7 protein-coding genes are annotated in these 13786 nt (G+C 64.8%); all 7 read right to left on the reverse strand.

Annotated features, from left to right (window positions below):
• Positions 1-171 precede the first annotated feature (171 nt).
• Positions 172-2541: a methyl-accepting chemotaxis protein gene (locus tag ACCQ04_RS09400; protein ID WP_046342488.1), complete on the reverse strand. Its 2370-nt coding sequence runs from the start codon at positions 2539-2541 to the stop codon at positions 172-174.
• A gap of 85 nt (positions 2542-2626) precedes the next feature.
• A complete protein-coding gene (locus ACCQ04_RS09405; protein WP_372358778.1) occupies positions 2627-2932 on the reverse strand; it encodes a hypothetical protein in 306 nt (101 codons plus the stop codon).
• Positions 2933-3181: 249 nt separating this feature from the next.
• A complete protein-coding gene (locus ACCQ04_RS09410) occupies positions 3182-3667 on the reverse strand; it encodes a chemotaxis protein CheW (RefSeq protein ID WP_016904902.1) in 486 nt (161 codons plus the stop codon).
• A 131-nt stretch (positions 3668-3798) separates the two neighbouring features.
• A complete protein-coding gene (locus tag ACCQ04_RS09415; RefSeq protein WP_016904901.1) occupies positions 3799-4584 on the reverse strand; it encodes a flagellar brake protein in 786 nt (261 codons plus the stop codon).
• Between the two features lie 926 nt (positions 4585-5510).
• Positions 5511-8183: a methyl-accepting chemotaxis protein gene (locus ACCQ04_RS09420; RefSeq protein ID WP_226427792.1), complete on the reverse strand. Its 2673-nt coding sequence runs from the start codon at positions 8181-8183 to the stop codon at positions 5511-5513.
• A 340-nt stretch (positions 8184-8523) separates the two neighbouring features.
• Entirely contained in the window at positions 8524-10788 is a 2265-nt protein-coding gene (locus ACCQ04_RS09425; protein WP_226427793.1) for a methyl-accepting chemotaxis protein, read from the reverse strand.
• Positions 10789-11307: 519 nt separating this feature from the next.
• Positions 11308-13566, reverse strand: coding sequence for a methyl-accepting chemotaxis protein (locus ACCQ04_RS09430; protein WP_226427794.1), 2259 nt, complete (start codon positions 13564-13566; stop codon positions 11308-11310).
• Between the last annotated feature and the right edge of the window lie 220 nt (positions 13567-13786).

A 13786-nucleotide genomic window follows, 5' to 3' on the forward strand; every position in this document is an offset into this window, starting at 1 on the left:
TCATGCAACTGAAGCACCAATCGTGCATTGCAGACAGCCGGGTCCGCTGGCGGTGCACGGCGCTGCGCGGGCGGTGCGATCGCAGCCGGCGGCAGGGCAGTGCGCGCTGCGCCGGGGGCAGATACACAAAGCCCCGGCAGTGCCGGGGCTTTGTGGGGAGACAGCAGCGGCTTAGAACTCCTGCCAGTTACCGTCGGCCAGCGCGGCCTGCGGCTTGGCCGGGCGCGATGGGGTGGCTTCACGTGTCGCCGCCTTGGCTGCGGACTTCACCGCGACCGGGCGCGAGGCGACCGGGCGTACGCGCGCGGCCGGGGCGGCCGGCTCGTCCAGCTTGAACACCGACACCGCTTCGGCCAGGTGGCCGGCCTGTTCTTCCATCGAGCGTGCGGCCGCAGTGGCTTCTTCCACCAGGGCGGCGTTCTGCTGGGTGGTCTCGTCCATCTGGGTGATGGTCTGGTTGACCTGCTCGATGCCGGTCGACTGTTCCTGCGAGGCGGCAGAGATCTCGCCCATGATGTCGGTCACGCGCTGCACGCTGGCCACGATCTCGGCCATGGTTGCACCGGCCTTGCGTACCAGGGCCGAGCCCTCGGCCACCTTGTGCACGGAGTCGTCGATCAAGCCCTTGATCTCCTTGGCGGCACCGGCCGAGCGCTGTGCCAGCGTACGCACTTCCGAGGCGACCACGGCAAAGCCGCGACCCTGTTCGCCGGCACGGGCGGCTTCCACCGCCGCGTTCAGGGCCAGGATGTTGGTCTGGAACGCGATGCCGTCGATCACCGAGATGATGTCGGCGATCTTCTTGGACGAGGCTTCGATGCCCGACATGGTGGTGACCACCTGCGAGACCACCTCGCCGCCCTGCGAGGCCACGCCGGTGGCGCCGATGGCCAGCTGGTTGGCCTGACGGGCGCTTTCGGCGTTCTGCCGGACGGTGGAGGTGAGCTCCTCCATCGAGGCGGCGGTTTCTTCCAGATTGGCGGCCTGCTGCTCGGTACGATGCGACAGATCGCTGTTGCCGGAGGCGATCTCGCCGGCCGCCGAGTTGATCGCTGTGGACGAGACCTTGATGCGCCCGACGATGTCGGCCAGCTGCTCGGCGGTGGCATTGGCATCGTCGCGCATCTGCGCGAACACGCCGCTGAATTCGCCATGCATGCGCACGGTCAGGTCACCGCGCGACAGCGCCGACAGCAATGCCGAGATCTGCTCCAGGCTGCCGGCATTGGCATCCAGCAGGCCGTTGAGCTGCTGGGCCAGCTGCAGGAAGAAGCCCTGCTTGCCGTCGGTTTCCACCCGGCCGCTCATGTCGCCGCTGGCGGCGGCACGCACGATGCGGGCGACTTCTTCTTCGACCTGGACTTCGATGGTGCGGTCGCGCCACTCGCAGACCTCGCCGGTGCTTTCGCCGTGCTCGTTCTTGATCGAGGTGACGGTCTGGGTCACCACGAACTCGCCATAGCGCTCTTCGAAGCTGGTGATGCCGTCGCGTTCCAGTGCTGCGATGGCCTTGCGCACGGTCGATTCGGGCATGCCGAGATAGCTGATGTGCTGGCCGATGATCTTGTTCGCATCGAAGTCGGACGATGCCAGGCGGATGCTGCCTTCGTAATGCGTCACAATCTTCATGAACGCCTCGTTGGCGTAGATGATGGTGCGATCGGCATTGGTGATGAAGGTGCCGGTGGACGATTCGTCCAGCGCGGTGCGGATACGCAGGTTTTCGTCGGCGATCTTCTGATCGCGTTCGATGCGTTCCTTCAGGTCGCGCTGCATGCGGTGCATGGAGCGCATCAGTTCGCCCACTTCGTCCTGGCCCTGCACATTGATCTGGCCATCGAGCTTGCCGCTGGCGATTTCGGTGGCGGTGGACACGGCGCCGCGCATGCTCTTGACGATGGAGCGTGCGAACAGGAATGCCAGGCCCAGGCCACCGGCGATGCCGATCAACAGCACCATCACGGTCAGCGATACCGAGGTGGCATGGACCTTTTCGGCCTTGCTCTTGGCGGCCTGCGCCAACTTGTTGTCTTCGACGATCAATGCGGCCAGCGAATCCTTGGCCTTGTTGTGCAGGGTGCGGGTCTCGCCGACAAAGGTGTCGACGGCATCGTCGGGCAGATTGAGCTCGATCATTTCGTCGACGCTGGCGTAGGACGCGGCTGCCTTCTTCCAGTCGGCCACGAACACGTCAAACAGCTTCTTCTGCTGCGGGCTCTCGATCAGGCGGGGATAGCCCTTGATCGTGGCATCGATTTCACCATGGAGCCGCTTGGCGCGGACCTTGGCTTCCTGCTTGACCGAGTCGCTGGCGCGCACCAGATTTTGATAGGCCGCATTTCGATATTCGCCGAGCATGCCGCGCAAGTCGCCTGCTTCGCGCACGCTGGACATGGTGTTGCCGGCCAGGTCGCGGGTGACGTTATTGAGCGACGCCAGGCCCGCATAGGCGATGATGCCCTGCACCAGCATGATCAGCAGCACGATGCCGAACGCCAGCATCAGCTTGGGCATCAGTTTGAGATTGTTGATCCATTGCATTGACACGATTCCCCGATAGAAGTCAGTGCGCATAACCGCAAACGGCAGATCGCCACGCACGAGGGCGTGGCGATCTGCGGGGCGATTACTTGATGGTGGCCAGCTTCAGGCTGGCCGGCGAGCTGACTTCGATTTCGGCACGCGAGCTGTCGCGCTGGATCTTGCCGAGCACACAGACGTCCTTGCCTTCCAGGCTTTCCGGGGCAAAGCTGAACTTGCCGCGGTTGGCGCCGTCGATGCGGGCCGAGAAGGTGTGACGCGGGAACATGCCGCCCATGTACAGGAAGGTGGGTTCACCTTCCGAGCTCTGGGCGTACTTGGCCTTTTCGACCTTGCCGCACACCATGCCGTCCTTGCCGACGAAACGGGTCGCCATTTCCGGCGGAATCATTTCCTGCGACTGAGCCGACAGCGTGGGAGCAACAATCACGAGAGCAGCGACGGGGAGGAGCGAGAGCAGGAACTTCATAGGGATTCTCCAGAATCAAAAGTCGAACGGTGACCCGTTTGTGTACGCGGGCTTCTATTCAGCTATCGGCTAGCCGCCGTTCAACTTGAATCCGAAAAATGTGATTTCTATCTCACTTCAACTTCGTTGTGCGTCTCGTGTCGGGAAGCTCCCGACACCAGATGGTCTGAATCAGGCCGCTTCTTCGGCCAGTTGCTGCTGACCGAGCTCGGTGCTGTCCAGCAGGGTCTCGATATCCAGCAGGATCAGCATGCGATCGTCCTGGGTACCGATGCCCGAGATGAAGCGGGTGTCGACCGAGGCGCCGAATTCGGGGGTGGGGCGGATCTGGTCGTCGTTGAGCGGAATCACGTCCGAGACGCTGTCCACCACGATGCCGACGACGCGGTCTTCGACGTTGAGCACGATCATCACGGTGAAGGCGTCGTAGCGCGCTTCTTTCAGGCGCAGCTTCAGGCGCAGGTCGATCACCGGCACGATGGTGCCGCGCAGATTGATCACACCCTTGATGTAATCGGGTGCGTCGGGCAGGCGGGTGACCGAATCGTAGCCGCGGATTTCCTGCACCTTCAGGATGTCCACGCCGTAGTGTTCTTCGCCCAGGGCGAAGCTGAGGAATTCACCACCGGTGCCGGTGGTCGTGCTTTTGTCGTTCATGGAAACTCCGGGCGTTGCGGCTGAGTGTCGGATTGCAGCTATAGGAAAAGCATGCGGATGAGGATTGCCCTAGCAACATCGGCGCAGCGCAGGGCAACTTTAGCCGTGCGCCGTGGCTGGTGCGGGTGGGTTCAGAACACGCCGCTCTTGCGCGCATTGCGCTGGCGGTCGACCCGGAAGATATAGCGCTGGATGGTCTCGTCGGCACCGCGCGGCAGGTCGCTGAACTGCATGCCGACACGGAAACCTTCGCTCCCGTTGGGCAGGGTCTGCTTGTACTGGCTGCACACCGTCAGCGGCAGGGTGATCGGAGCGGTGTCGGGCAGTTGCAGCGTGCAATTGCGGTAGGTGCGCTGCGGTTCGAGCAGAGGCATGCCATCGGTGAGCGAGACCGCCAGGCCGCCGCTGCTGATATCGATCACGCGCAGCTGCAGGTTGAGATTGCCGCCCTGTGCCTCGTCCTGGCGAATGATGCAGACGGGCGAGTCGGTGATCGGCGTTTCCAGTCGGTACGACTCGCGACGCTGCAGGTGATACATCGCCTCGGGCAGCTCGGCGCGGAAGGCGACGTGGATGTCGCGCTCCAGCCGCTCGGGCGTTTCCAGGCGGAAGCGGATATTGACCCGTTCCAGTTGTGCGTAGCACAGCAGGTACTTGGCGTCCTGGATGGCGCGGTTGGAGGCCTCGTTATGGCTGCCGTCCAGAATCACGCAGTCGTCGTCTTCGTCCACCTCGAGCACGGCGGTGGGCACGGCCATGTCGCGCCCGGCGACATGCATGGTCACGATGGCGCGCTGGTCGAGCAACTGACGTAGCAGGCCACGGATCTGCCGTTTGTTGCGCAGCAGATAGCGCTCGTCACCTTCGGCGAGGTGGTCGGCGTCGTGGTCCAGCTCTGAGGTATCGCCTTGGGACATGGGCACAGGCACAGTAGATGCGGGAAGCCGCCGGAACGGTTGTCCCGGCGTCGCCTTGATATCGGCGGCAAAGCGAAATCTTTAAGAGCGGCTGACAAAAACTATTGCGTGAAGCCTTGGTTGCTTTGGGCGTTGTGTTCCCAGCGGCTGAATAGTGCACATGGATCAAGTGTAGAGCGCGTGGTGCTGCCGCTTGGCTGCAGGGCCCTTGCCCGCCCGCCATCGCAGAACACGCTGTAAGTACATCCATCTAGGCGCTGGCGCGGCATCCATGCCGCGAAAGGTCCCGCGACGGTGGGCGGACAGGGACCAGTGGAAATGGTCTGTGTGCAGGGTTCCAGGCCTCTTTTTTAGTTGCCGTGTTTCGATGGACTTGGGTAGTGCAGATATATAAGTCGCAGAGCGGGTGATCTGCGGGCTGGCTGCAGGGCCCTTGCCCGCCCACCATCGCAGGACACGCCGCAAGTACGTCCGTGTAGGCTCTTACGCGGCATCCATGCCGCGTAAGGTCCCGCGACGGTGAGCGGGCAAGAACCAGTTGAGATGGTCGGTATGCATAGGGGAAGCGATGCATGACATGTGCTGGTCGGATCACTAAGCGTTCGATCAATCTCTGACCATTTTCCATTCGCAAGCCAAACAATACGCTTTCAAGAAAGCGGCCGACTAACTCCCTGGCGCGGTGTCCTTGCCGGTTGCGGGACCCTTGGCGGCATGGATGCCGCCAAGGAGCCTCCATGGACGGATTCACGGCGTGTCCCGCGAGCGGTGAGGGCACCGCGCACTCGACTCAACGGGCTTTTGATTCGCGCCTCAACGACGAGGCGCAGTCTCCACTGACGGATTGATGGCCTGTCCCGCAAGCGGCGAGGGCATCGCGCCCTCGACTTACATATTCGATGGGCGCGCTGTCGTCGTTTGCCGCATCAGATGTAGGCGTGGCGCGCGTTGGCCAGCAAGGTGTTCAGTTGGTCCTGCTGTTCCAGGCGGAACACAGCCACTGCATCCACCAGTTGCGCGGCCTGGTCTTCCATCGCGCGTGCAGCCGCGGTGGCTTCTTCCACCAGGGCGGCGTTCTGCTGGGTGCTTTCGTCCATCTGGGTGACGGTCTGGTTGACCTGGGTGATGCCGGCGGCCTGCTCGCGCGAGGCGCTGGTGATCTCGCTCATGATGTCGGTGACGCGCTGCACCGAGCTGACCACCTGCTGCATGGTGCTGCCGGCTTCGGACGCCAGTGCGGCACCGTTGCCGATGCGGGTGACCGAGTCCTGGATCAGGTGCTTGATCTCCTTGGCTGCGCCGGCCGAACGCTGTGCGAGCGTACGTACTTCCGAGGCGACCACGGCGAAGCCGCGGCCCTGTTCGCCGGCGCGTGCGGCTTCCACTGCCGCGTTCAAGGCCAGGATATTGGTCTGGAAGGCGATGCCGTCGATGACGCCGATGATCTCGGCGATCTTCTTGGACGAGGTGTCGATGTCGGCCATGGTGGTGACCACGCGGCCGACCACATCGCCGCCCTGGGCCGCCACGCCGGCGGCGTCCAGCACCAGGCGGTTTGCCTGGTCGGCGTTGTCGGCATTCTGCTTGACGGTGGCGGTGAGCTCTTCCATCGAGGCGGCGGTTTCTTCCAGGGCCGCGGCCTGCTGTTCGGTGCGACGCGACAGGTCGCCATTGCCGGTGGCGATCTCGGTGGCGGCCGAGTTGATCGCCAGCGAGGAGTCCTTGATCCGGCGCACGATGCCGGCCAGCTGGTCGGCGGTGGCATTGGCGTCGTCGCGGATGGTGGCGAACACGCCTTGCAGGTCGCCATCCATGCGCGCGGTCAGATCGCCCTGCGACAACGCAGAGAGCAGGGCGGACACGCGCGACAGCCCGTCCGCATTGTTGTCCAGCAGCGCGTTGAGTTGCTGGGCGAGCAGCAACAGGAAGCCCTGCTTGCCTTCCAGGCCGACGCGCTCGCTCAGGTCGCCGGCGGCGGCGGCCTGCACGATACGTGCGACCTCCTGTTCCACCTGGACTTCCTGGGTGCGGTCGGCCCACTCGACCACAAAGCCCATGCGCTCGCCGGCCGCGCCCAGCACCGGGTTGACCACCAGCCGCATGGTGCGGCCGCCGACATGGATCTGCGCGGTGTGCGTGCCGGTGAGCTGGTCGAGCATGCGTGCCTGGTGCTCGGGCTTGCGATGGAACTGGTCGATGCTGGCATCGATCAGCGCATCGGCATCGAAGTTGGGCAGGTCGCGGCGCAGTTCGTCCTGCACGCTCTTGAGCATGCGTTGCAGCGGGCGGTTGACGTAGATGATGCGGCGATCGGCATCGGCGATCATCACGTTGGTGCTGACATCGTCCAGCGCGGTGCGCACGCGCAGCGCTTCGCTGGCGATCAGCTGATCGCGTTGCAGCCGCGCGCGCAGGTCGTCGCGCATGGCGCGCGCGTTGAGCAGCAGGCGACCGAGTTCGTCTTGGCGGTCGATCTCGATCGGGTTGTCCAGGCGCCCGGCAGCCACATCGCCGAGCACGCGTTCCACCGCCAGCAGCGGGCGGGTGACCATCTTGCGCGCGGCGATGAAGACCACTGCGATGCACAGGCCCAGCACCACCAGCGAGAACAGCAGCATGCTGCCCATCAGCTCGTCCAGCGGGCCGTCGATGGCACTGCGCGGCTGGGTGCCGATCACCGCCCACTGCCACGGCGCGTAGCGCTGGGCGGTGACTTCGAAGGCCTGGGCGTTGCCCTGGGCATCGCGCAACTGCAGGTTGGCGCTGGGCTGCTTGCCGTCCAGCACCGACTGCAGCAGCGATTGCTGCTCGGTCGGCACCAGCGCCGCCAGCGTGGCCGGTGTGCCCGGCGGTGCGGCGATGACCTGGCCCTGGTGCTCGCCCGGCGCCATGTCGACGATGAGGAAATAACCGTCCTGGCCCAGCTTGGTGGTGCTGACCTGCGCCTTCAGCGCGGCCAGGCCCTGGGTGTAGTTGCGCCCGACGAACAGTGCGCCGATCACCTCGCCAGCGGCATTGCGCAGCGGCTGGTAATGGGTCATGTACTGCTCGCCGAACAGCTGCGCCTGGCCGGTGAAGGCCTTGCCTTGCGACAACGCGGCGTAGGCCTTGCCCTTGCGGTCGAGCAGGGTGCCGATCACGCGCTCGTTCTGCTTGTTGCGCAGCGAGGTGGTGATGCGCACGAAGTCGTCACCGGTGCGCGCAAAGATCGTGGCGACCCCGCCGGCGGTCTGCGCGAAGCGATCCACGGCGTCGAAGTTGAGATTCAGTGCCTGCTTGCCGGCACGCAGCGACGGCGTCTGCTGCGCGCCGATGGCGACGGTGCTGGCGGTGTCGAGAGTGCGCTCGCCGCTGGGGAGTATGGTCTCGAACACGCTGCCCAGGCGCTGGGTGCCCTCGGTCAGGGTGACGTCGTACATCGCCACCGACTGCTGCATCAACCGGGTGCTGGAGCGCAGCTCGGCCTTGACCTGGGATTCGATGTCGTCGGCGGACTGGCGGTAGATGGTCAGGGCCAGCAGGCCGAGGGAGAGCGCGATCACCACGGTCAGCAGCGCGGACAGCCGGGTGCCGACGGACAGGCGGTTGAAGGAGTGCATGAGGAATCGACCTTGCCCGGGGGAGGGCGTTACGGATGCGTGAAGTCGATAGCGGCCGTTTATGCAATTAATTGATGGTTTGTGTCGAAATCCGCACAATTGTCCAGTTCGCTTGCCTAATTGGGCGGCTCCAGCGATGTGGCAGTTGTTAGTTTTTGATGAAGTATGGCGCGTCACATGATGCGTGGCCTGACGCCCGCTGGCGGATGGCCACAGATGCCCGGAACAAAAAAAGGGCCGCTTCCCTCGCCAGGAAGCGACCCTCAAGATTCGTCACCGAATCAAACTGCGCTCGAATGGTATTTCTGGAGACTGCGGGTGTGACGCGTTGCGGTGGGGCTCAGAACTCCTGCCAGTCGCTCGGATCGGCGGTGGCTGCCACCGTCGTCTTGCCGGTGTTGCTGCGGCGCGGGGCCGCGTTGCTGCCGGCACGGGCAGCCGGGCGGGCGGCAAAGCGTGCGTTGACCGGCGCAGCGACCATCGACGCGGGCTGACGTGCGGCCGGGCCCTGCTCGACGATCTTGAACACGGCCACCGCCTCGGTGAGTTGCTGGGCCTGTTCTTCCATCGCGCGGGCGGCGGCGGTGGCTTCTTCCACCAGCGCGGCGTTCTGCTGGGTGGCTTCGTCCATGTGGGTGACGGTCTGGTTGACCTGCTCGATGCCGGCCGACTGTTCCTGCGAGGCGGCGGAGATCTCGCCCATGATGTTGGTGACACGCTGCACGCTGGCCACGATCTCGGCCATGGTCTTGCCGGCCTGGTCCACCAGCTGCGAACCGTCGGCCACCCGCTGCACGGAGTCGTCGATCAGGCTCTTGATCTCCTTGGCCGCCGCCGACGAACGCTGTGCCAGGGTGCGCACCTCGGAGGCGACCACCGCAAAGCCGCGGCCCTGGTCGCCGGCACGCGCTGCTTCCACTGCTGCATTCAGGGCCAGGATGTTGGTCTGGAACGAGATGCCGTCGATGACGCTGATGATGTCGGCAATGCGCTTGGACGAGGCCTCGATGCCGCTCATGGTGTCGACCACCCTGCTGACCACCTCGCCGCCCTGCGAGGCCACGCTGGCGGCGCCGATGGCGAGTTGATTGGCTTGGCGTGCGCTTTCGGCGTTCTGGCGCACGGTGGAGGTGAGTTCCTCCATGGAGGCGGCGGTTTCCTCCAGGTTGGCGGCCTGCTGCTCGGTGCGCTGCGACAGATCCTGGTTGCCGGCTGCGATCTCGCTGGCGGCGGCGTTGATCGAGGTGGCCGAGTGCTGGATGTGCCCGACGATGCCGGACAACTGGGTCGCGGTGGCGTTGGCGTCGTCGCGCATCTGTGCAAACACGCCCTTGAACTCGCCGTCCATGCGCGCGGTCAGGTCGCCCGCCGCAATCGCGCGCAGGATGCCCGACAGCGACTGCAGGCTGCCGTCGGCGGTAGCCATCAACTGGTTGAGGCTCTCGACCATGACGCGGAAATCGAACTGGAACTGCGCCGCATCGCCGCGTGCACCGAAGTTGCCGTCGGCAGCGGACTGGGCCAGCTGCTTGATCTGCTGATTCATCGCCGCCAGGTTGGTTTTCACCTGCGCCATGGTGTCGGTCAGCCTGGCCTTTTCGCCGGGCAGCGCGTCCATGTCCTCGCTGAGGTCGCCGATGGCGTAGCGGCCCATGATCTGCGCCAGACGCAGCGTCACCTGCACGTGGCTGTCGACCAGTGCGTTGGTATCGCCGGCCATGCGGCCGTAGTCGCCCGGGAATGCGTCGGCATCCATGCGGAAGCTGATCTGGCCGTTGTCGTGGCGCTTGGCCATGTCCAGCTGCGCGGTGATCAGGTTACGCACCTGCGACTGCATCTTGTCCATTGCCTGCAGCAGGCGGCCGGTTTCGTCGCTGGCCTCGCTGTGCACTTGGTTATCGAGCCGGCCGTCGGCGATCGCTTCGGCGGCGCGGGTGGCGCGGTTCAACGGGCCGGTGAGGCTGCGCGTGATCGTCCAGGCCAGCAGGGCGCTCAGCAGCACCACGGCCAGGCCGCCGCCGACCAGCATGCTGCGGCCACGCGCCATCGAGGCATTGGCCTGGTCGTAGGCCAGCTGACTGCTCTTGCGCTGTGCGTCCGAGTAGGTGCGGATCGCATCCTGCCAGCGCTGGGTGGCCGGCGCGGCGCGTTCAAGCAGGATCGGCATGGCCTGGTCGACCTTGCCGGCCGTGCCCAGTTCGCGCACCTGCTGGTTATGCGCCAGCGCCTGCTCGCGGGTCGAATCCAGCGCGTTGCGCAATTGCTGGTCGTGCGCGTCGGCGGGGAACGCGTAGAGTTTCTCGCGCAGTTCCTTGTAGCGGATGCGCTGGGCGTCGATCACGTCGCCGAACTGGCGATTCTGCTCGGCAGTGGTCGGCAGCACGATGTTGCGCAGGTTCAACGAGATGGTGGCATTGGCGTCCAGCATGTCGGTGGCGTACTGGATCATCGCCATGTTGCGGTTGACGATGGTGTCCAGGCGCTCACGCGCCTGGCTGAGCGTGTACAGGCCGGCGGCCACCAGCGCGCAGGACAGAAGGATCAGCACGCCGAAAGCCAGGGAGAGGCGCTTGCCGACGTTGAAGCGGTGCAGAAAGGAATTCATTGGGTGACCTGAGCGAATGTGCCGTTAGGTGGACTGGCATGCGATGCACTGCTGGAGCAGTGCGTCGCACGTCATGCCTTGTGTGATGCGTCGGTCAGATAACGGCGTTAGAACTGCTGTATTGAGGCAGGCCGGGCTGGCCGGTAAAGCCGGGTCTCAGGCACGTGACGGCCATGTGTACAAGGGGTAGGGAATTGGTGGGGGTGTGTCGGGAATTTCCCTAGAAAACACGCGTTGAACGCGGTTTTGGAGGCAGCGCGATAGAGCCCGGGGTGCGCGATGTGAAGTGCGTTTTCACGCCGGACGCGGTGTATGCGGGCCTGCGGACAGTTGGCATGGCGCGCACAACGCAAAACGGCACCGCCTGTGCGGTGCCGTTGTGACCTTGCTGCGGATGCGGAACTGCACGGCCGCGTGCTCGAGCGTGGTGTCGAGCATATGTATCCCGCGCACCGTGCACGCCGGTTGCAACAACTGGCGTGCACTGCTGTCGATGTGCTGACAGCACCTGTTGGCGGTTTAGAACTCCTGCCAGTCGCCCACGTCGTTTGCCGTTGCCGATGCACCCGCGGTGCTGCGGCGCACGGGCGCGGCCGTGCTGGCGCGGGCGATCGGGCGCGGTGTGCTGCGGGCATTGGCGGGCGCATTGGCAATGGCCGACAACTGGCGCGCCACCGGTGCGTGTTCGGCAACCTTGAACACGGCGACCGCTTCGGTGAGCTGCTGGGCCTGTTCTTCCATTGCCCGTGCGGCGGCGGTGGCTTCTTCCACCAGCGCGGCATTCTGCTGGGTGGTTTCGTCCATCTGGGTCACGGTCTGGTTGACCTGCTCGATGCCGGAGTACTGCTCCTGCGACGCAGAGGAAATCTCGCCCATGATGTTGGTGACGCGCTGCACGCTGGCAACGATTTCGGCCATGGTGGTGCCGGCCTGGTCGACCAGGGTGGCCCCCTGGGTGACCTTGTCGACCGAGTCGTCGATCAGGTGCTTGATCTCCTTGGCCGCACCGGCCGAGCGCTGTGCCAGTGTCCGCACTTCGCTGGCGACCACGGCGAAACCGCGCCCCTGTTCGCCGGCACGCGCCGCTTCCACCGCGGCATTCAAGGCCAGGATATTGGTCTGGAACGCGATGCCGTCGATCACGCTGATGATCTCGGCGATCTTCTTCGACGAGCTCTGGATGTCGGACATGGTGGTGACCACCTTGGCCACCACATCGCCGCCCTGCGACGCCACTGCGGCCGCGCCGATGGCGAGCTGGTTGGCCTGGCTGGCGTGTTCGGCATTCTGCTTGACGGTGGAGGTGAGCTCTTCCATCGAGGCGGCGGTTTCTTCCAGGTTGGCGGCCTGCTGCTCGGTGCGCTGCGACAGATCCTGGTTGCCGGAAGCGATTTCGCCCGAGGCCAGGCCGATCGCGTCGGCAGCGGTCTGGATGCGGCCCACGATGCCGGCCAGCTGTTCGGCGGTGGCGTTGGCGTCGTCGCGCATCTGTGCAAACACGCCCTGGTACTGGCCACTCATGCGTGCGGTGAGATCACCGGCGGCGATCGACTGCAGCAGGCCGGACAACGACTGCAGGTTGCCGTCGGCGGTGGCCATCAAGGTGTTGAGGCTTTCCACCATGATGCGGAAGTCGAACTGGAACTGCTCGGCATTGCCACGCGCGGTGAAGTCGCCGTTGGCGGCGGCCTGTGCCAGCTGCTTGATCTCGGCGTTCATCGTCGACAGGTTCAATTTGACCTGATTCATTGCCGTGGTGATGGCGGCTTTTTCGCCCGGCAGCTGCGGCATGTCTTCGCTCAGGTCACCGATCGCATAGCGCTCCACCAGGTGGATGGTCTGCATCTTGACCTTGATGTGCGCGGCGACCAGCTCGTTGGTGTCCTTGGCCATGCGGCCGAAGTCGCCCGGGAAGGCGCTGGCATCCATGCGGAAGCTGATCTGGCCGTCATCGTGTCGCTTGGCCATGTCCAGCTGCGCGCTGATGAGGTTGCGCACCTGGCCCTGCATGCGATCCATGGCCTGCAACAGGCGGCCGGTTTCGTCGTTGGACTGCGTGCGTACGTCGTTGTCGAGATTGCCGTTGGCGATCGCTTCGGCGGCGCGGGTGGCCTGGGTCAACGGGCGCACCAGGCTGCGGGTGATCAAGAAGCCGAGCAGGGTACTGAACAGCACCACCGCCACGCCGCCGCCGATCAACAGCGCACGGCCGCGGGCCATTTCTGCCGTCGTGGCCACATAGGCTTCCTGGGTGCGCTGACGCTGCAGATCCGAATACTCCGTCAACGCATCCTGCCATTGCTGCGTGCCCGGTGCGGCCTTTTCCAGCAACAGCTTGAGTGCCTCATCAGCCTTGCCGGTCAGGCCCAGCTGCACGACGGTGTCCCTGGTCTCGCGGGCCTGCTCACTGGCAAGGTCGATCCGCTCGCGGATCTGGGTGGCCTGGGGCGAGGCCGAAAACGCATACAGCTTGCGGCGCGTGTCTTCGTAGCTCTTCAGCTGGTTCTTGATGATGGCGTAGAAGCGCAGATTGTCTTCTTGCGAGGTCGGCAACACGATGTTGCGCAACTGCACGGCGATGACCGAGGTGGCGTTGGTCATGTCCTGAGCGTACTGCATGATCGTGATGTTGCGGTTGACCACCGTGTCCATGCGATCGCGGGCCTGCGCCAATGTATGCAGGCCGGCGGCGACAAGTGCGCACGACAACAGGATCAGCGTGCCGAAGGCGAAGCTCAGGCGCTTGCCGACGTTGTACCGTTGAAGAAGAGCGATCATTTGGGGTCTCAAGGCAGTGGGACAAGAAGGAACAAGACGCGTCGGGTTGACGCGTGGGCGATGCGCAGTGACGGCGCAGCAGGCAGGCATCCAGCCGATCCATCGCCCGGGCCGTAGCGCGGCCCGGGCGATTGCAAGGCAGGTAGGCGTGCCGTTGTAGGTAACGGCCAGCGGCTATGGCACTGAACGGGTCAGCCCCGCTGCGTATGGGTGGCCGTCA

The organism is Xanthomonas sp. NCPPB 2866 (assembly GCF_041475745.2).
Classification (GTDB): Bacteria; Pseudomonadota; Gammaproteobacteria; order Xanthomonadales; family Xanthomonadaceae; genus Xanthomonas; species Xanthomonas arboricola.